Genomic DNA, 17,879 nt, shown 5'->3' on the forward strand with positions numbered 1-17,879 from the left:
ACAAACCTAAGTGTGGAATAAGAGGTTCCTACGATCCGAAGGTCCCGAGACCCAGTGACCTTCGTCCTTGATCCATTTCGCCCCGCCGGGCCGCGTCACGGCCGGTCGAGCCGCAGCCTCTCCGCCTTGGGCAGACCCGCCACGACCAGGTCGTAGGAGTCCTCGACGAGCTCACGGACCAGCGCGTCCGGCAGACCGCCCGGCCCGCCGACGGTCACCGTGTTCCAGTGCCGCTTGTTCATGTGGTAGCCGGGCACGATCGCCTCGTGCTCCGCGCGCAGCCGTACCGCCGCCTCCGGCTCGCACTTGAGGTTGACCTTCAGCGGCTCCGCGTCCAGCGCCGTGAGCGCGAACACCTTGCCCAGCACCTTGAACACCGAGGTCTCCGGGGTGAACGGGAACTCCTCCACCGCCGCGTTGAAGCCCAGACACAACTCCCGCAGCCGAGCCGGGGTCATTCCCCCTCCTCCCCCGCGGACTCCGCCGCGGCCACCGGTTCCACCAGCACCGTCACGATCTTGTTCCGCCGCCCGGCCGGGGACTCGGCCGTCAGCCGCAGCGGACGTCCGTCCGGCAGCTCGACCAGCGCCGAGGCGCCCGCGATCGGCACCCGGCCCAGCGCCTTCGCCAGCAGGCCGCCGACCGTCTCCACGTCCTCGTCGTCGAAGGCCTCGACCTTGAACAGTTCGCCGAGGTCGGTGATGTCGAGGCGCGCCGTGACCCGGTAGCGGTCCTCGCCCAGGTCCTCGACCGGCGGGAGCTCCCGGTCGTACTCGTCGGTGATCTCCCCGACGATCTCCTCCAGGATGTCCTCGATCGTGACGATGCCCGCCGTGCCGCCGTACTCGTCGATGACGACGGCCACGTGGTTGCGCACCTGCTGCATCTCGCGCAGCAGGTCGCCCGCGTTCTTGGTGTCCGGCACGAAGACCGCGGACCGCATGACCGTGGAAACCAGGTCGGACTCCGCCTCCCGGCTGATGTGGGTCTTGCGGACCAGGTCCTTCAGGTAGACGATCCCGACGATGTCGTCCTCGTTCTCCCCGGTCACCGGGATGCGCGAGAAGCCGGAGCGCAGCGCGAGCGTGGTCGCCTGACGGACCGTCTTGTACCGCTCGATGCACACCAGGTCGGTGCGCGGCACCATCACCTCGCGCACCAGGGTGTCGCCCAGCTCGAAGACCTGGTGCACCATGCGGCGCTCGTCGTCCTCGATCAGCGATTCCCGCTCCGCGAGGTCCACCATCGCGCGCAGCTCGGCCTCGGAGGCGAACGGCCCCTTGCGGAAGCCCTTCCCGGGCGTGAGCGCGTTGCCGATGAGGATCAGCAGCTGCGGGATCGGGCCCATCACCCGCGCGAGCGGTACGAGGACGTACGCGGCCGCCGTCGCGGTGTTCAGCGGGTGCTGGCGGCCGATCGTGCGCGGGGACACGCCCACGGCCACGAAGGAGACCAGCACCATGACCGCGATGGCCACGAGCAGCGCGGTCCAGGTCTCCCCGAACTCGGCCAGGCAGACGTAGGTCACCAGGACGCCGGCCGCCATCTCACAGGTGACCCGGACCAGCAGGGCCACATTGAGGTAGCGGGTGGGATCGCCGGCCACCTGCGCGAGCTTCTCGCTGCCGCGCCGGCCCTCCCGTACGGCCTGCTCGGCACGGAAGCCGGAGATGCGGGCGATCCCGGACTCGGCGCACGCCGCGAACCAGGCCACGACGACCAGCAGGACGGCGCCGGTGATCAGTTGCGGGGCGTTCACGAGACGGTGGGCGCCGGGGACGGACCGGTGATGCCGCGCTCGGCACGCCAGCCGTCGACGATGGCCGCCTGGAGGCCGAACATCTCGGCCTTCTCCTCGGGCTCCTCGTGGTCGTACCCGAGCAGGTGCAGCACCCCGTGGACGGTCAGGAGCTGGAGCTCCTCGTCCATGGAGTGCTGCGTCGGGGCGTCCTCGCCCTGCTTCTTGGCGACCTCGGGGCAGAGCACGATGTCACCGAGGAGCCCCTGCGGGGGCTCCTCCTCGTCCTTCGCCGGCGGACGGAGCTCGTCCATCGGGAAGGACATGACGTCGGTGGGTCCGGGCAGGTCCATCCACTGGATGTGGAGCTGCTCCATGGCGTCCTCGTCGATGACGATGACGGAGAGCTCCGAGAGCGGGTGGATCCGCATCCGGGCGAGCGCGTAGCGGGCGATGTCGAGGATCGCCTGCTCGTCGACCTCGGTTCCGGACTCGTTGTTGACGTCGATCGACATGGTGCGCTGGGTTCTACTTCCGCTGGTGGCCGTTCCCGGCCTGCTGGCTCTCGTCGTACTTCTCGTACGCGTCGACGATACGGCCGACCAGCTTGTGGCGGACGACATCCTCGGACGTGAGCCGCGAGAAGTGGATGTCCGGAACCCCTTCGAGGATCGACTGGACCTGACGCAGACCGCTCTTGGTGCCGCCCGGAAGGTCGACCTGGGTGATGTCACCCGTGATGACGATCTTCGAATCGAACCCGAGCCGGGTCAGGAACATCTTCATCTGCTCCGGGCTCGTGTTCTGCGCCTCGTCGAGGACGACGAACGCCTCGTTGAGGGTGTTGTGCGTCAGCAGGTAGTCCTGCGTGACGTACAGCGAATCCTCGGCGGCCACCTGGATGCACACGGCCTTCTCCCGGCCCGCGGGCTCGATGGAGTCGATGAAGCGCATCGGGCGCCCGCCGCCGCCGGCGGCGTAGTACTTCTCGGCCTTGCGAGCGAGGCGGAACGGCTCGATGCCCTCCGGGAGGCGGATGTCGACCACGTGCGAGTCGGACCGGTCGGCGGCCAGCGCGGATCCCTGCACCCGGCCGTCCGCCGACCGGCGTCGGGTATAGGCGACGCCGCCGAGGGACTGGACGAGCGCCACGACATCGTCCCGGAGGAGGATCGACGAGGTCGAGTACTGGACCCGGCAGGAGCGGCCCTGCTGCGACACCGGGCCGCCGTCGGAGTCCAGCAGTCCCTGGAGAACCGCGAGACGAACCTCGGCGGTGTTGTGGAGGTAGTCGTCAGGTACGAACTTCGAGTGAGAACGACTGCCCAGCAGATCGAGCTCGCGCATGACCCTGGTAACGGGATTCTCCAGGGTGACGACGTCACCAGGCGACTTCTCGCGGTTCAGGACGTAGTCCGGCCCCCCCTTGTGCCGTGCGACGACACCGGGAAGGGCCGCCTCGAGCGCGCGCACGAGTTCCTCGTCCTCCGTGGCGAAGGAGGGCGTGGTGGAGCCGGTCAGGCAGCCGTCTCCGAGAAGCAGGCCCAGGGCGTACGGGTCCATGGGAACCTCGCGCTCGGGGAACTCGACGGGCGCGGTGAGCAGCGGCAGCTCGTACCTGCGGGCGTGCGCCGCCCGCAGGTTGCCGATCATCTCCTGGGTCTCCAGGACCCGCCACGGCTTGTCGCGGCGCTCGTCGTCGCGGGTCCGGACGGTCCAGAGGTGCTCGCCGCAGCACAGGGTCCAGGAACCGTCCTGGGCACTGACACGGTAGATGTCCTTCTCGCCCTGCGGGTAGACGCCGAGGACGGGAGTCGGCTCCCCGTTCGATCCGACGACGAGGTCTCCCACTTGGAGGTCGCCGATCGGGCGCCATCCATCCGGCGTCAGCACATTCGTGAAGACCGGCTGCGCCCGGCCGCGCATGTACGCCAGCGGGGCCACCTCGATGGTCCCGGCGGCCATGAGCCGCGGGATCGAGTCGGGGTCCAGCATGTCGTGCAGCGCGTCGTAGAGCGGGCGCAGGTACGGGTCGATCTTGTCGAAGAGCGTGCCCGGCAGGAAGCCGAGCCGCTCGCCCGCCTCGACGGCGGGCCGGGTCAGGATGATCCGGCTGACCTGCTTGGACTGCAGGGCCTGGACCGCCTTCGCCATGGCGAGGTAGGTCTTGCCCGTACCGGCGGGGCCGATGCCGAACACGATCGTGTTCTTGTCGATGGCGTCGACGTACCGCTTCTGGTTGAGGGTCTTGGGCCGGATGGTGCGGCCGCGGCTGGAGAGGATGTTCTGGGTGAGCACCTCGGCGGGAGTCTCCTCCGGCCCGCCCTCCTTGCCGTTGCCGCTCGCCTTGAGCATGGCGATCGAGCGTTCCACTGCGTCCTCCGTCATCGGCTGCCCGGTGCGGAGCACCAGCATCATCTCGTCGAACAGGCGCTGGATCAGCGCGACTTCCGCCGCCGCCCCGATCGCGCTCACCTGGTTGCCCCGAACATGGATGTCGGCCTTCGGGAAGGCCTTCTCGATCACGCGCAACAGGGCGTCACCGGATCCGAGTACCGTCACCATCGGGTGCGTGGCCGGAACGGTGAAGTGGGCTCGCGCCTGGCCCGGCGCTGGGATGTGGGCTGTCGGTGTCTGAGTCATGGGCCGGCACTGTGGCCTGCGCATACCTCCCGCTGAGGGGCCGCGCCGATCGACGACCTCCGGAATACCAAGCGTACGTCGCCCCCGGGACATCCCCGAGAGGTTTTCCACCGGTGTTCCAGCGGGCGGCCGGGGCGCCGCTCAGGCGGAGTGGCGGAAGCCGATGGTGGGCACCGCCCGGCGCCGGGCGGCCGGGGCCGCGGCGTGCGGGATCAGGTCGTCCAGGAACGCGTAGCGGCCGCGCAGCCCGGCCGGGGCCGTCCGCCACCAGTGCGCCACCTCGGGCCAGCCGGGGGCGGAGAGGGAGCCGCCGAACTCCTGGACCGACAGGGCCGCCGTCAGCCCCGCGAAGGCGAGGCGGTCCGCGAGCGGCCAGCCCGCCAGGGTGCCGGTCACGAAGCCCGCCACGTACACGTCGCCCGCCCCGGTCGGGTCCAGCTCGTCGACCGCGATCCCGGGGACGTGGGCCGTCTCGCCCGTCCGCCCGTCCACCGCGTACGAGCCCTCCGGGCCCATCGTCACCACCGCGATCGGCACCCGCTCGGCCAGTGCCCGGGCGGCCGCGCGCGGACACTCGGTCCGCGTGTACCGCATGGCCTCGCCCGCGTTCGGCAGGAAGGCCTCGCAGTGCTCGAGGTCGGCCAGGTCCCCCAGGTCCCACCGCCCGCTCTCGTCCCAGCCCACGTCCGCGAAGACCCGCGCGCCGCGCCGGGCCGCCTCCCCGATCCACGGCTCGCCCCGGCCGGGCCCCAGCGCCGCCACGGCCGCCCGGGCCCGCGGGGGGCACTGCGGGAACGGGCCGGGGCCGGCCGGCGGGGGCGCCTCGTGCCCGTGCGAGACCATCGTGCGCTCGCCCTCGTAGGCCATCGAGACGGTGACGGGGCTGTGCCAGCCGGGGATCGTCCGCGACATCGACAGGTCGATGCCCTCGCCCTGCTCGAGGGCGTCCCAGCAGTACTCGCCGTAGTGGTCGTCGCCGAACGCCGCGGCGAGCGAGGTGCGCAGGCCGAGCCGGGCCAGGGCGGTGGCCATGTTGGCGACGCCGCCGGGGCTGGAGCCCATGCCGCGGGCCCAGGACTCCGTACCGCGCACCGGGGCGGAGTCGAGGCCGGTGAAGATGATGTCGAGGAAGACCGTGCCGGTCAGGAAGACGTCGCAGGCCGGCTCCTGCGGGTTGCGCAGCGGACCGAGCGGGTCCACCGCCGCCGCAAGGCTGTCGACATTCTCCCGACTGGTCACGGTGTACTCCCCGTTGGCTTGAAGGGTCGTTTCTTCCGGAGCGTTTTCGGTGCGTTTCCGCTGCGTTTTCGGCGCGAGGGTTTTCGGTGGAAAGATGCCAGCCATGCCCGGCCCGCACGAGACCAAACCCAGTGTGTCGCAGATCACTACAGGAATGCTCTTTTCCTGCTGTCGGGCCACTTGATAAACATGGGCCCCGCTCACTCTGCGGCGATGCCACGCACCACCCGCACCACCTGGAACGCACGTGCCCGACCGCACCACCGCGCGGCTCTCCGAGCCGGCCGCCGAGCCGCCCGCCGCCTGGCCTCTGGTGGCCCTCTTCACCGCGGGGTACCTCGCCCCGTACCTCCTGCCGACCGTCGTCGGACGGCTCGACGCCCACCTGCCGCTGAGCCCCGCGCAGGCCGGTCTGATCGGCACGGTGCTGCTGCTCGGCTCCGCCGCGGCCGGCTTCACCCTGGCCTCCCGCATCGGCCGGCACGGGCCCCGGCTGCCGGCCCGGGCCGGGCTGCTGCTGGCCGTCGCCGGCTACGGCACGGCCGCCGCGTCCTCGCTGCTGCCGCTGGTCGTGGCGGGCGCGGTGGTCGGCGGCTTCGGCTCCGGCACCGCCACCGCCGTGGCCGCCGCGGGCATCGCCGGGCAGCGCGACCCGCACCGGGCCTCCGCGCTGGGCCTGTTGTCGGTGTCGGCGACCGCCGGGGCGCTGTACCTGACGCTGCCGCGGCTCGGGGGCGGCCACGGGCTGCCGTTCGCCGCCATCGCGCTGGTCGCGGCGCTGGTCTGGCCCGCCGCGGGCCGCCTGGGCGACTCGTCGGCTTCCGCGGTGACCGGGGTCGCCCCGGGCCGCCTGCCGTACCCGCGGGCCGGGGTGGTCCTGGCCGGCTCCCTGATGCTGTGGTCCCTCGCGCAGAACGCCCTGTGGGGGGTCAGCGGCCGGATCGGCGCCCAGCAGGCGGGCCTCTCGGAGGTCACCCTCGGCGTCGTCTTCGCCGCGGCGCTCGGCGCGGGCCTGCTCGGGGTCACGGCCGCCTCCGCGCTGGGCTCCCGGCTGGGCCGGGCGGTGCCGATCGGCGCCGGGACCGCGGTGATCGCCTGCTGCGTGGTGGTGGCCTCGTCCGCCCGGGGCCTCACGGGCTTCGCCGGCGGGGAGATCCTGTGGAACGCGCTCTACCCGGTCGTGCTCTCGTACGCGATCGGCCTCGCGGCGGCCCTGGACCCGCGCGGGCGGTGGGCGGTGCTGGCCGGGTCGGCCTCCTCCCTGGGCGTGGCCTGCGGGCCCGTCATCGGCAGCCTGCTCGCGGAGGCGGCGGGCTTCCCCGGCATGGGCCTGGTGCTGGGCGCGCTGCTGCTGGCCGTGGCCGGGCCGATGGCCGCCGTGGCCCTGCACGCGGGCGGGCGTCCGCTGACCGCCGGGTCGGTCCGCCGGCGCGGCGGCGCCCCGGCGGCCGTGCTCGCCGCCGGCGCGGGCGCGCCGTCGGGCACGATCCCGCGCGTCGGCGCCGAGGAGCTCGCGGTCACCGAGATCCCGCTGCGCCGGCGGCCGCGCCGCGTCCTGCTCCTGTCCCCGCCCGCCCGCCGCCGCACCCGCACCCGCCTGTGACCGCTGCGCGCCGCCCCCGGTCCCGGGCGCGGCGGCCTCAGCGACGCTTCGGGAGGGGGACCCGGGTCAGGTCCGCCGCGATCGTCAGCTCGCCCTCGAACCCGGCCGCCCGGGCCTGCCGTTCGAACTCCGACGGGTCGGTGTAGCGCTGCGAGAAGTGCGTCAGCACGAGGTGCCGGACGCCCGCGCCCCGCGCCACCCGCGCGGCCTGCCCGGCCGTGAGGTGCCCGTGCTCGGTGGCCAGCGGCTCGTCCTCGTCGAGGAAGGTCGACTCGATCACCAGCATGTCGCAGCCCTCGGCCAGCTCGTCCACGCCCTCGCAGAGCCGGGTGTCCATGACGAACGCGAACCGCTGCCCCGGCTTCGGCTCGCTGACCTGCTCCAGCGTGACCTCGCCCAGCCGCCCCTCGCGCTGGATCCGGCCCACGTCCGGCCCCTTGATCCCGTGCCGCGCGAGCAGTTCCGGGATCATGCGGCGGCCGTCCGGCTCGGTGAGCCGGTATCCGAAGGACTCCACGGGGTGCGAGAGCAGCCTGGCCTCCAGGACGTACGAGGCACCGCGCGCCAGTTCCCGCATCCCGTCCCCGGCGACCGGCTCCTCGGCCAGCCGCACCGTCTCGCGGTAGGCGGTGGCGTACCGCAGCCGGTCGAAGAACTTCTGCCCGGAGGCCGGGTAGTGCGCGGTGACGGGGTGCGGGACCCGGTCGAGGTTGATCCGCTGGATCACCCCGGCCAGGCCGAGGCTGTGGTCACCGTGGAAGTGGGTGACGCAGATCCGGTTGATGTCGTGCGCGGCCACCCCGGCACGCAGCATCTGGCGCTGGGTGCCCTCGCCCGGGTCGAAGAGGATGCCCTCGGCGTCCCAGCGCAGCAGGTAGCCGTTGTGGTTGCGGTGGCGGGTGGGCACCTGGCTGGCGGTGCCCAGCACCACGAACTCGCGTACGGACACGGGTTATCCGGGGGGCCACTGGAGGCCGCGGCCGCCGAGGACGTGCGCGTGGGCGTGGAAGACGGTCTGGCCGGCGCCGGCCCCCGTGTTGAAGACGATCCGGTACCCGTGGTCGGCGAGCTTCTCGTCGGCGGCGATGCGGCCTGCCTCGGCGAGGAGGTCGGCGGTGACGGCTGGTTCGGCCGCCGCCAGCGAGGCCGCGTCGGGGTAGTGCACCTTGGGGATGACCAGGACGTGCGTCGGCGCCTGCGGGTTGATGTCCCGGAAGGCGAAGGTCGTGTCGGTCTCCCGGACCACGGTCGCCGGGATGCTCCCCGCGACGATCTTGCAGAACAGGCAGTCGGCCTGCGGTTCCCCGGCCATCGCTTCGCCTCCGTGTCGTTGATCGCTCCGGGCATCGTATCCCCGGACCGCGTACGGGACTCCGCGGCCTGCGCCCCTGAGCCGGCGGCCGTGCGCGGGGGTCAGCTCCAGCGGCCGGTGCGGGCCAGCAGGACCGCCGTCGCCGCGGTGCCGACGGTCGAGGTGCGCAGGACCGAGCGGCCCAGCCGGTACGGGTGGGCACCCGCCCCGGCGAAGACGGCCAGCTCCTCCGGGGAGACCCCGCCCTCCGGACCGACCACCATCACGATGGACCCGGCCGCCGGGAGCTCGGCCCCGGCCAGGGCTTCGGATGGGGTGTCGCGGTCCTCGTGGAGGACCATCGCCAGGTCGGCGCCGGCCAGCAGCGCCGCCACCTGCTTGGTGGACAGGGCCTCGGCCACGTCCGGGAAGCGGACCCGGCGGGACTGCTTGCCCGCCTCGCGGGCGGTGGCCCGCCACTTGGCCAGGGATTTGGCGCCGCGGTCGCCGCGCCACTGCGTGATGCACCGCGAGGCCTGCCAGGGCACGATCGCGTCCACGCCCGTCTCGGTCATGGTCTCCACGGCCACCTCGCCGCGGTCCCCCTTGGGCAGCGCCTGCACGACGGTGATCCGGACGGCCGGCTCGGCTTCCTCGAAGGCCCCCGACACGGTCAGCACCAGCCGGTCCTTGCCCTCCGCCGCCTTCACGACCGTTTCGGCCCAGCCGCCCCGGCCGTCCGTGAGGACCACCGCCTCGCCCGGATTCAGCCGCTTCACGGACACCGCGTGCCGGCCCTCCGGGCCGTCCAGGACGAACTCCGGTCCCGCCGGTACCTCTTCGACCACGAACACCGGGGCGGTCATGACGCACTCCTCATCTGCATTGCCTTCAACGTGCTCTGTGCCTCGGCCAGTTCGGCCGCCAGCACTTCCATCAGCTCCCCGGCGGGCAGCGCCCGCGCCAGCCGGTGCCCCTGGCCCGCCCACAGGGCCATGCCCTGCGGGTCCCCGGCCGCGGCGGCCGCCTTGCGCAGCCCCGAGGTCAGGTGGTGGATCTGCGGGTACGCGGCGGGGGCGTACGGCCCGTGCTCGCGCATGAACCGGTTGACCAGAACCCGCCCCGGCCGCCCGGAGAAGGCCCGGGTGAGCTCGGTGCGGACGAACAGCGGGTCCGTCAGCGCCTTCTTGTGCAGCGGGTCCGACCCCGACTCCGGGCAGGCCAGGAAGGCGGTGCCGAGCTGGGCCGCCGCCGCGCCCGCCGCGAGCAGCGCGGCGATCTGCGAGCCCCGCATCAGCCCGCCCGCCGCGATGATGGGGAGCGCGACGGCCTCCCGTACCTGGGCCACGAGCGCGAGCAGCCCCACCGACGCCGTGCCGTCGGCCTGCGGATCGTCCCGGTGCGTGGCCTGGTGCCCGCCGGCCTCGATGCCCTGGACGCAGACGGCGTCGGCCCCGGCCTCCTGCGCGCGGCGGGCCTCCTCGACGGAGGTCGCGGTGACGACGGAGTACGTACCGGCCTGGCGCAGGGAGGCCAGCACCGCCGGGGCGGGACAGCCGAAGGTGAAGGAGACGACCGGGACAGGGTCCTCGAGCAGGATGGCGAGCTTGGCGTCGTAGCCGTCGTCGCAGGTGCCGATGATGTCCTCGGCGGCCAGGGAGGTCTCGTACCAGCTCGCCTCGCCGGCCAGCTGCCCGCGGTAGGACTCGACGGCGGCCGGGTCCACGTGGCCGGTCTGCGGCATGAAGAGGTTCACCCCGAAGGGGCGCCGGGTGAGGGCGCGCACCTGCTTGATCTCCTGGTACATGCCGTCGGCGGTCTTGTACCCGCCGGCCAGGAAGCCCAGTCCGCCCGCCTCGCACACGGCGGCGGCGAGGGGCGGACAGGAGGCGCCGCCCGCCATGGGGGCCTGCACGATCGGGTATGCGCAGAGACCGTTCGGTGCCGAGGACATGCACTGCATCGTGCCATGTCCCGCTCAGGGGACCGAATCACGGCATTCGCCTGGCATAGTCCGCTTCCCGGTGCGGCCGGAACACATACGACGAGCCCGGCCGGGGGGCATCCCCGGCCGGGCTCGTCGATGAGAGGTCGCAGGCCGTCAGCGGCCGTTGAAGGCGTCCTTCAGGCGGCTGAACAGCCCCTGCTGGCCCGGCGCGAACTGGCCGGTCGGCCGCTCCTCGCCGCGCAGCTTCGCCAGCTGGCGCAGCAGTTCCTCCTGCTGGGCGTCCAGCTTGTTCGGGGTGGTCACCTCGACGTGGACGATCAGGTCGCCGCGTCCGCCACCGCGCAGGTGGGTGACGCCGCGCCCGTGCAGCGGGATCGACTGGCCGGACTGGGTGCCGGGCCGGATGTCGATCTCCTCCATGCCGTCCAGCGTCTCCAGCGGGCACTTGGTGCCCAGGGACGCCGCCGTCATCGGGATGGTCACCGTGCAGTGCAGGTCGTCCCCGCGCCGCTGGAAGACCGGGTGCGGCAGCTCGTGGATCTCCACGTACAGGTCGCCGGCGGGGCCGCCGCCGGGGCCGACCTCGCCCTCGCCCGCGAGCTGGATGCGGGTGCCGTTCTCGACACCGGCCGGGATCTTGACGGTGAGGCTGCGGCGGGACCGGACCCGGCCGTCGCCCGCGCACTCGGGGCACGGGGTCGGGACGACGGTGCCGAAGCCCTGGCACTGCGGGCAGGGGCGCGAGGTCATGACCTGGCCCAGGAAGGACCGGGTGACCTGCGAGACCTCGCCGCGGCCGCGGCACATGTCACACGTCTGCGCGGAGGTGCCGGGAGCGGCGCCCTCGCCCGAGCAGGTGGTGCAGACGACGGCCGTGTCGACCTGGATGTCCTTGGTCGTCCCGAAGGCCGCCTCGTCCAGCTCCAGGTCGAGGCGGATCATCGCGTCCTGGCCGCGCCGGGTCCGCGAACGCGGGCCGCGCTGCGAGGCCTGGCCGAAGAAGGCGTCCATGATGTCGGAGAAGTTGCCGAAGCCACCCGCTCCGAAGCCACCCGCGCCCGCGCCGCCGCCCGACGAGGACAGCGGGTCGCCGCCCAGGTCGTAGACCTGCTTCTTCTGCGGGTCCGAGAGCACCTCGTAGGCCGCGTTGATCTCCTTGAAGCGCTCCTGCGTCTTCGGATCCGGATTCACATCCGGGTGGAGTTCACGCGCGAGGCGCCGGAAGGCCTTCTTGATCTCGTCCTGCGATGCGTCGCGGCGCACGCCGAGAACGGCGTAGTAGTCCGTGGCCACTTACGACTCCGCCAGGATCTGTCCGACGTAACGTGCCACTGCGCGTACCGCTCCCATCGTTCCGGGGTAGTCCATGCGGGTCGGTCCGACCACGCCGAGTTTGGCGACCGTTTCGCCGCCCGAACCGTAACCGACCGAGACGACCGACGTGGAGTTCAGCCCCTCGTAGGCGTTCTCGTGCCCGATCCGTACGGCCATTCCCGACTCGTTGGCCTCGCCCAGCAGCTTGAGGAGCACGACCTGCTCCTCCAGCGCTTCGAGCACCGGCCTGATCGTCAGGGGAAAATCGTGTCCGAAGCGGGTGAGATTGGCGGTACCGCCGATCATCAGCCGCTCTTCGGCTTCCTCGACCAGGGTTTCGAGGAGCGTCGAGAGCACGGTGGACACCGTGCCCCGGTCGTCCGCCTCGAAGGACTCGGGGAGGTCCTGGACGAGCGGGGGCACGTCGGTGAACCGGCGCCCGACGACCCGGCTGTTGAGCCGGGCCCGCAGATCGGCCAGCGAGGTCTCCCCGAAGGGGCTCGGGCAGTCGATCAGCCGCTGTTCGACGCGCCCGGTGTCCGTGATCAGTACGAGCATCAGGCGCGCCGGAGCGAGCGAGAGCAGCTCCACGTGCCGGACGGTCGACCGGGTCAGGCTCGGGTACTGGACGACGGCGACCTGCCGGGTCAGCTGCGCGAGCAGCCGCACCGTCCGGCCGACCACGTCGTCGAGGTCCACGGCCCCGTCGAGGAAGTTCTGGATGGCCCGGCGCTCGGGCGTCGACAGCGGCTTGACCCCCGCCAGCTTGTCGACGAAGAGGCGGTAGCCCTTGTCGGTGGGGATCCGGCCGGCGCTGGTGTGGGGCTGGGCGATGTAGCCCTCCTCCTCCAGCACGGCCATGTCGTTGCGCACGGTGGCGGGCGAGACGCCGAGCCGGTGCCGCTCGGTGAGCGCCTTGGAGCCGACCGGCTCCTCCGTCCCGACGTAGTCCTGGACGATGGCGCGCAGCACTTCGAGTCTGCGTTCGCTGAGCATCGCGCACACCTCCAGCTGTGGTCCGTTGCCGTGTTCATTGCAAGCTAGGTCGTTGATGGCTCGGTCGTTGGAGCCCGGTCGTTGGCACTCTGGTCGCTCGAGTGCCAGAGATCCCCCGCTCAGTGTACGGCCGGGTAGTAAGACCCTGGCAAGGGAGGCCCGCCAGGGTAGCGTCGCGGCATGGACGTGCGTTGGGAAGAGGCGGGCTGGGAAAGGCTGACCGGGCGGACCGGGCGCCGGCGGCTTCCGGTGTGGGACTGCACCGTGGGACTGGTGGTGGGGGACGATTCCGTGCTCCTCGTCGACCCCGGTTCGTGTCTGCGCGAGGGCGCGCGGGTGCGGGCGGAGGCGGAACGGCTGACGGGCCGGCACGTGACCCATATCGCATTCACGCACGGACATTTCGACCACGTCCTGGGCGGGGCCGCCTTCTCCGGGGCCGAGGTGTTCGGAGCGGTCGGCCTGGACGCGCTGCTCGCCACCGGCCGCGAGGAGCTGCGCGGGGACGCGGTGCGCCACGGCCTGGCCGAGGCGGAGGCCGCGGAGGCGGTGGACCTGATGGTCTCTCCGAAGCACCTGGTGTCGGGCGAGTGGACGCTGGACCTGGGCGGGGTGCGGGTGCTGCTGGCCAATGTGGGTCCCGGGCACACGCGCCACGACCTGGCGGTCTTCGTGCCGGGCGAGCGCGAGACCGTGTTCTGCGGGGACCTGGTCGAGGAGTCGGGCGAGCCCTCGGCGGGCCCGGACGCGGTGCCCCGGCAGTGGCCCGCCGCCCTGGACCGGCTGCTGGCGCTGGGCGGGGACGACGCGCAGTACGTGCCGGGTCACGGAGCGGTGGTCTCCGCGGCCTTCGTGCGTGCGCAACGCGCCACACTGGCCGCTCGTTTCGGCGTGTCGTAGGCGTGTCCGCCGCGCCTCTCCTACGCTCGGCCGGATGCGCGAGTACTCCCCCGACCTGACCCCCCAGTGGAAGCGCCCCAAGGCCGTGCCGGAGGTGGCCGCGGAGCCCGATCTGGTGGTCGAGGCGGCCGGTACGGACTTCTGCGGGGCGGTGGTGGCCTGCGAGGCGGGCACGGTGACCCTGGAGGACCGCTTCGGCAAGCGGCGGGTGTTCCCGCTGGAGCCGCGCGGCTTCCTGCTGGACGGGGCCGTGGTCACCCTGGTCCGCCCCTCGCGCGCCCCCTCCGCGCCCCGCCGCACCGCCTCGGGCTCGCTCGCCGTGCCGGGGGCCAGGGCGCGGGTGGCGCGGGCCGGGCGCATCTACGTGGAGGGCCGCCACGACGCGGAGCTGGTGGAGAAGGTCTGGGGGGACGACCTGCGGATCGAGGGCGTGGTGGTGGAGTACCTGGAGGGCATCGACGACCTCCCGGCCATCGTCGCCGAATTCGACCCGGCCCCGGACGCCCGCCTGGGGATCCTGGTGGACCACCTCGTGCCGGGCTCGAAGGAGTCCCGCATCGCGGCCGGGGTGACCTCGCCGGACGTGCTGATCGTGGGCCACCCGTACGTGGACGTCTGGCAGGCGGTGAAGCCGTCCGCCCTGGGCATCGGGGCCTGGCCGGTGGTGCCGCGCGGCCAGGACTGGAAGACGGGCATCTGCCGCGCCCTGGGCTGGCCGGAGAACACCGGCGCCGCCTGGCAGCACATCCTGTCGCGCGTGACCTCGTACAAGGACCTGGAGCCCACCCTCCTGGGCTCGGTGGAACACCTCATCGACCACGTCACGGCGCCGTAGCGACGGCGCCGCAGGCCGGTCAGTCCGGCCGGTCCGGTCGGTCAGTCCACCAGGTCCCGGACCACCGCGTCGGCCAGCAGCCGCCCCCGCAGGGTCAGCACGGCCCGCCCCGCCCCGTACGGCTCCGCCTCCAGCAGCCCGTCCGCCAGCGCCCGCCGCGAGGCGGCCAGCCCGGCGGGGGCCAGCAGCGACAGCGGTACGCCGTCCACCAGCCGCAGCTCCAGCAGGATCCGCTCCACCCGCCGGTCCTCCTCGGAGAGGAGCTCGCGGCCGGCGCCCGGGGACCGCCCCTCCGCGAGCGCGGCGGCGTACGCGCCCGGGTGCTTGACGTTCCACCACCGCACCCCGCCCACGTGGGAGTGCGCGCCCGGACCCGCGCCCCACCAGTCGGCTCCGCGCCAGTACAGCTCGTTGTGCAGGCAGCGCCCGGCCTGCGAGGAGGCCCAGTTCGACACCTCGTACCAGGAGTACCCGGCCTCCGCCATCACCGCGTCAGCGATCAGGTAGCGGTCGGCGTGCACGTCGTCGTCCGTCATCGGGACCTCGCCCCGGCGGATCCGCCGCGCCAGCTGGGTGCCCTCCTCCACGATCAGCGCGTACGCCGAGATGTGGTCCGGCCCGGCGCCCAGCGCCGCCGAGAGCGACGCCCGCCAGTCCTCGTCCGACTCCCCCGGCGTGCCGTAGATCAGGTCCAGGTTGACGTGCTCGAAGCCTGCCGCGCGCGCCTCCGCGACGCAGGCCTCCGGGCGCCCGGGGGTGTGCGTACGGTCCAGCACCTTCAGGACGTGCTGCCTGGCGCTCTGCATGCCGAAGGAGATCCGGTTGAAACCGCCGGCCCGCAGCTCGGCCAGGTACTCCGGGTTCACCGACTCCGGATTGGCCTCGGTGGTGATCTCCGCGTCCTCGGCCAGGCCGAACTCGTCCCGGATCGCCGCGAGCATCCGTACGAGGTCCCCGGCGGGCAGCAGCGTCGGCGTGCCGCCGCCCACGAACACGGTCCGCACGGCCCGCGGGTCGTCCCCGAGCACCTTGCGGGCGAGGCGGACCTCGTCGATCAGGGTGTCGGCGTAGTTCTCCCGCGAGGCGAGCACACCGCCGGTGCCCCGCAGCTCGGTGGCCGTGTAGGTGTTGAAGTCGCAGTAGCCGCACCGCGTGGCGCAGTACGGCACGTGCAGGTAGAAGCCGAGCGGCCGGCCGCCCGCGCCCGCCAGGGCGTGCGACGGCAGCGAGCCGTCTTCGGGCATGGGTTCACCGTCGGGCAGTGCGGAAGGCATACCCCCATCATCCCGCACTGCCCCATGGTCGTTTACGCCGTGCGCGGCGCCCCCGGCTACGCCTCGCGCGAGCCCTCGTACATCTCGTCGATGAGGTGCTTGAACTCACGCTCGACGACCGGCCGCTTCAGCTTGAGGCTGGGCGTGAGGTCGCCGTGCTCGATGTCGAGGTCGCGCGGCAGGATCCGGAACTTCTTGACGGTCTGCCACCGCTGGAGGCCCTCGTTGAGGGTCTGTACGTACGTCTCGATCAGGCGGTTGGTCTCCGGCGCGGCCAGGACCGCCGCGTACGTCTTGCCCTCCAGCCCGTTCCCGGCGGCCCAGCCCATGATCGACGGCTCGTCGAGCGCGATCAGGGCGGAACAGAAGTTCCGGTCGGCGCCGTGCACGACGATGGTCGACACGTACGGGCAGATCGCCTTGAACTGGCCCTCGATCTCGGCCGGGGCGACGTACTTGCCGCCCGAGGTCTTGATCAGGTCCTTCTTGCGGTCGGTGATGCGCAGGTAGCCGTCGGGCGAGAGCTCGCCGATGTCCCCCGTGTGCAGCCAGCCGTCGGACTCCAGCACCTCTGCGGTCTTCTCGGGCTGCCCGTGGTAGCCCTGCATGATGCCGGGGCCGCGCAGCAGCACCTCGCCGTCGTCGGCGATGCGGACCTCGGTGCCGGGGAGCGGCTTGCCGACGGTTCCGGTGCGGTAGGCCTCGCCCGGGTTGACGAAGGAGGCGGCACTGGACTCGGTCAGGCCGTAGCCCTCGAGGATGTGGATGCCGGCGCCGGAGAAGAAGTAGCCGATGTCGGGTGCCAGGGCGGAGGCTCCGGAGACCGCGGCCCGCAGGTTGCCGCCGAAGGCGTCGCGGAGCTTCGAGAAGACGAGCGTGTCGGCGATCTTGTGCTTGGTGGCGAGGCCGAAGGGGGCGGTCGCCTGACCGGTGCGGCGGAAGTTGTCCTGGGTGACCTTGGCGTACTCGCGGGCCACCCCGGCCGACCACTGGAAGATCTTGTACTTGGCCCCGCCGCCGGCCCGGGCCTTGGCGGCGACCCCGTTGTAGACCTTCTCGAAGATGCGCGGGACGGCCGCCATGTACGTCGGCTGCACGACCGGCAGGTTCTCGATGATCTTGTCGATCCGGCCGTCGACGGCGGTCACGTGGCCGACCTCGATCTGGCCGGAGGTGAGCACCTTGCCGAAGACGTGGGCCAGCGGCAGCCACAGGTACTGGACGTCGTCCTTGGTGATCAGGCCGGTGGCGACGGTGGCCTTGGCCATGTACGACCAGTTGTCGTGCGGCAGGCGGACGCCCTTGGGGCGGCCCGTGGTGCCGGAGGTGTAGATGAGGGTGGCGAGCTGGTCGGCGGTGATGGCCGCGATCCGCTCCTTGACCGCCTCGGGGTGCTTGGCGAGGTACTCCTTGCCGCGCGCCTCCAGATCGGCGAGCGAGAGCACCCAGCCCTCGGGGTCGCCCTCGGCGGCGACCGCGTCGGCACCCTCCACGACCACCACGTGGGCGAGGTGGGGCAGCTCGGCGCGGCGCTCGCGCGCCTTGGCCAGCTGCGCGCCGTCCTCGGCGATGAGCACCCGGCTCTCGGAGTCCGCCAGGATGTACGCCGACTCCTCGGCGTTCGTGGTGGGGTAGATCGTGGTGACCGCGCCGCCGGCGCACATCACGCCGAGGTCGCCGAGGATCCACTCGACCCGGGTGTTGGAGGCGAGCGCGACCCGGTCCTCGGACCCGAGGCCCAGGTCGATCAGCCCGGCGGCGATGGCGAAGACCCGCTCCGCCGCCTGGCCCCAGCTCAGCGACTTCCAGTCGTCGGGACCCTGGCCGCCGGCCGCGGGCACCGGATACCGGTACGCCTCCGCATGGGGCGTGGCGGCCACGCGCTCAAGGAAGAGGGCCGCCACCGTGGGCGGACGGTTCTCGATCAAGGTCTGTGTGTCGCTCACGACATCCTCCGGACCGGACCACGCGGCAGTGCGTGGGCGTGGGGCGCTTGGGGTGCGCATCGGGACAGGCGGGGTTTGAGACGTAACCAGCAGGTGACTGGCGAGTAACCATCGAGCAGTGATCAGACTAGAGGCCGTGCGCCGCCTGCGTA

16 protein-coding genes are annotated in these 17,879 nt (G+C 72.5%); 3 read left to right on the forward strand and 13 right to left on the reverse strand.

Going from position 1 to position 17,879, the window contains the following annotated elements; all coding sequences use genetic code 11:
* Positions 1-95: 95 nt before the first annotated feature.
* From ACTVZO_RS14830 to ACTVZO_RS14850, 5 genes are all read right to left on the reverse strand, one after another.
* Positions 96-458 (reverse strand): MmcQ/YjbR family DNA-binding protein, encoded by a 363-nt coding sequence (locus ACTVZO_RS14830; protein ID WP_443298836.1) that lies wholly within the window; start codon positions 456-458, stop codon positions 96-98.
* Entirely contained in the window at positions 455-1,759 is a 1,305-nt protein-coding gene (locus tag ACTVZO_RS14835) for a hemolysin family protein (protein ID WP_443298837.1), read from the reverse strand. Before ACTVZO_RS14835 ends, ACTVZO_RS14830 begins: the two co-directional genes overlap by 4 nt.
* Positions 1,756-2,253, reverse strand: coding sequence for an rRNA maturation RNase YbeY (gene ybeY / locus ACTVZO_RS14840; RefSeq protein ID WP_443298838.1), 498 nt, complete (start codon positions 2,251-2,253; stop codon positions 1,756-1,758). The genes ACTVZO_RS14835 and ybeY overlap by 4 nt, the downstream gene beginning before the upstream one ends.
* Positions 2,254-2,266: 13 nt before the next feature.
* Entirely contained in the window at positions 2,267-4,381 is a 2,115-nt protein-coding gene (locus tag ACTVZO_RS14845; RefSeq protein WP_443298839.1) for a PhoH family protein, read from the reverse strand.
* Between the two features lie 141 nt (positions 4,382-4,522).
* On the reverse strand, positions 4,523-5,746 hold the full coding sequence (locus ACTVZO_RS14850) for a PfkB family carbohydrate kinase (protein ID WP_443303178.1): 1,224 nt from the start codon (positions 5,744-5,746) through the stop codon (positions 4,523-4,525).
* A gap of 121 nt (positions 5,747-5,867) precedes the next feature.
* On the opposite strand from ACTVZO_RS14850, the gene ACTVZO_RS14855 reads away from it, so the two are divergent.
* Positions 5,868-7,223: an MFS transporter gene (locus ACTVZO_RS14855; RefSeq protein ID WP_443298840.1), complete on the forward strand. Its 1,356-nt coding sequence runs from the start codon at positions 5,868-5,870 to the stop codon at positions 7,221-7,223.
* 37 nt (positions 7,224-7,260) lie between these two features.
* Here the strand turns inward: ACTVZO_RS14855 and ACTVZO_RS14860 are convergent, their stop codons facing one another.
* The 6 genes from ACTVZO_RS14860 to hrcA form a co-directional block, all read right to left on the reverse strand.
* Complete coding sequence (locus tag ACTVZO_RS14860) at positions 7,261-8,172, reverse strand: ribonuclease Z (RefSeq protein ID WP_443298841.1); 912 nt, start codon at positions 8,170-8,172, stop codon at positions 7,261-7,263.
* A 3-nt stretch (positions 8,173-8,175) separates the two neighbouring features.
* Positions 8,176-8,535 (reverse strand): histidine triad nucleotide-binding protein, encoded by a 360-nt coding sequence (locus ACTVZO_RS14865; protein ID WP_443298842.1) that lies wholly within the window; start codon positions 8,533-8,535, stop codon positions 8,176-8,178.
* A gap of 101 nt (positions 8,536-8,636) precedes the next feature.
* Entirely contained in the window at positions 8,637-9,380 is a 744-nt protein-coding gene (locus ACTVZO_RS14870; RefSeq protein ID WP_443298843.1) for a 16S rRNA (uracil(1498)-N(3))-methyltransferase, read from the reverse strand.
* Positions 9,377-10,468 carry a nitronate monooxygenase gene (locus ACTVZO_RS14875; protein WP_443298844.1) on the reverse strand — a complete coding sequence of 364 codons (1,092 nt, stop codon included), beginning with the start codon at positions 10,466-10,468 and terminating at the stop codon, positions 9,377-9,379. The genes ACTVZO_RS14870 and ACTVZO_RS14875 overlap by 4 nt, the downstream gene beginning before the upstream one ends.
* 147 nt (positions 10,469-10,615) lie before the next feature.
* The gene (gene dnaJ / locus ACTVZO_RS14880) at positions 10,616-11,755 is read right to left on the reverse strand and encodes a molecular chaperone DnaJ (RefSeq protein ID WP_384215719.1); all 1,140 of its coding nucleotides are present in this window, start codon (positions 11,753-11,755) and stop codon (positions 10,616-10,618) included.
* Positions 11,756-12,772, reverse strand: coding sequence for a heat-inducible transcriptional repressor HrcA (gene hrcA, locus ACTVZO_RS14885; protein ID WP_443298845.1), 1,017 nt, complete (start codon positions 12,770-12,772; stop codon positions 11,756-11,758).
* 180 nt (positions 12,773-12,952) lie between these two features.
* Between hrcA and ACTVZO_RS14890 the strand changes: the two genes are divergently transcribed.
* Both ACTVZO_RS14890 and ACTVZO_RS14895 read left to right on the forward strand, forming a co-directional pair.
* Positions 12,953-13,672 (forward strand): MBL fold metallo-hydrolase, encoded by a 720-nt coding sequence (locus tag ACTVZO_RS14890; protein WP_443298846.1) that lies wholly within the window; start codon positions 12,953-12,955, stop codon positions 13,670-13,672.
* Positions 13,673-13,706: 34 nt separating this feature from the next.
* Positions 13,707-14,507 (forward strand): DUF3097 domain-containing protein, encoded by an 801-nt coding sequence (locus ACTVZO_RS14895; protein ID WP_443298847.1) that lies wholly within the window; start codon positions 13,707-13,709, stop codon positions 14,505-14,507.
* Between the two features lie 41 nt (positions 14,508-14,548).
* Here the strand turns inward: ACTVZO_RS14895 and hemW are convergent, their stop codons facing one another.
* Both hemW and ACTVZO_RS14905 read right to left on the reverse strand, forming a co-directional pair.
* Positions 14,549-15,781: a radical SAM family heme chaperone HemW gene (hemW, locus tag ACTVZO_RS14900; RefSeq protein ID WP_443298848.1), complete on the reverse strand. Its 1,233-nt coding sequence runs from the start codon at positions 15,779-15,781 to the stop codon at positions 14,549-14,551.
* A gap of 56 nt (positions 15,782-15,837) precedes the next feature.
* Positions 15,838-17,727, reverse strand: a complete 1,890-nt coding sequence (locus tag ACTVZO_RS14905; protein WP_443298849.1) for an AMP-dependent synthetase/ligase — start codon at positions 17,725-17,727, stop codon at positions 15,838-15,840.
* Between the last annotated feature and the right edge of the window lie 152 nt (positions 17,728-17,879).

Source organism: Streptomyces sp. IBSNAI002, from assembly GCF_052244475.1.
In the GTDB taxonomy this organism is placed as follows: domain Bacteria; phylum Actinomycetota; class Actinomycetes; order Streptomycetales; family Streptomycetaceae; genus Streptomyces.

Coding starts and splice junctions, on each gene's coding strand:
- ACTVZO_RS14895 (WP_443298847.1), top strand. CDS start 13,707: ATGCGCGAGTACTCCCCCGACCTGACCCCCCAGTGGAAGCGCCCCAAG.
- ybeY (WP_443298838.1), bottom strand. CDS start 2,253: ATGTCGATCGACGTCAACAACGAGTCCGGAACCGAGGTCGACGAGCAG.
- ACTVZO_RS14845 (WP_443298839.1), bottom strand. CDS start 4,381: ATGACTCAGACACCGACAGCCCACATCCCAGCGCCGGGCCAGGCGCGA.
- ACTVZO_RS14865 (WP_443298842.1), bottom strand. CDS start 8,535: ATGGCCGGGGAACCGCAGGCCGACTGCCTGTTCTGCAAGATCGTCGCG.
- ACTVZO_RS14870 (WP_443298843.1), bottom strand. CDS start 9,380: ATGACCGCCCCGGTGTTCGTGGTCGAAGAGGTACCGGCGGGACCGGAG.
- ACTVZO_RS14875 (WP_443298844.1), bottom strand. CDS start 10,468: ATGTCCTCGGCACCGAACGGTCTCTGCGCATACCCGATCGTGCAGGCC.
- hrcA (WP_443298845.1), bottom strand. CDS start 12,772: ATGCTCAGCGAACGCAGACTCGAAGTGCTGCGCGCCATCGTCCAGGAC.
- ACTVZO_RS14830 (WP_443298836.1), bottom strand. CDS start 458: ATGACCCCGGCTCGGCTGCGGGAGTTGTGTCTGGGCTTCAACGCGGCG.
- ACTVZO_RS14890 (WP_443298846.1), top strand. CDS start 12,953: ATGGACGTGCGTTGGGAAGAGGCGGGCTGGGAAAGGCTGACCGGGCGG.
- hemW (WP_443298848.1), bottom strand. CDS start 15,781: ATGCCTTCCGCACTGCCCGACGGTGAACCCATGCCCGAAGACGGCTCG.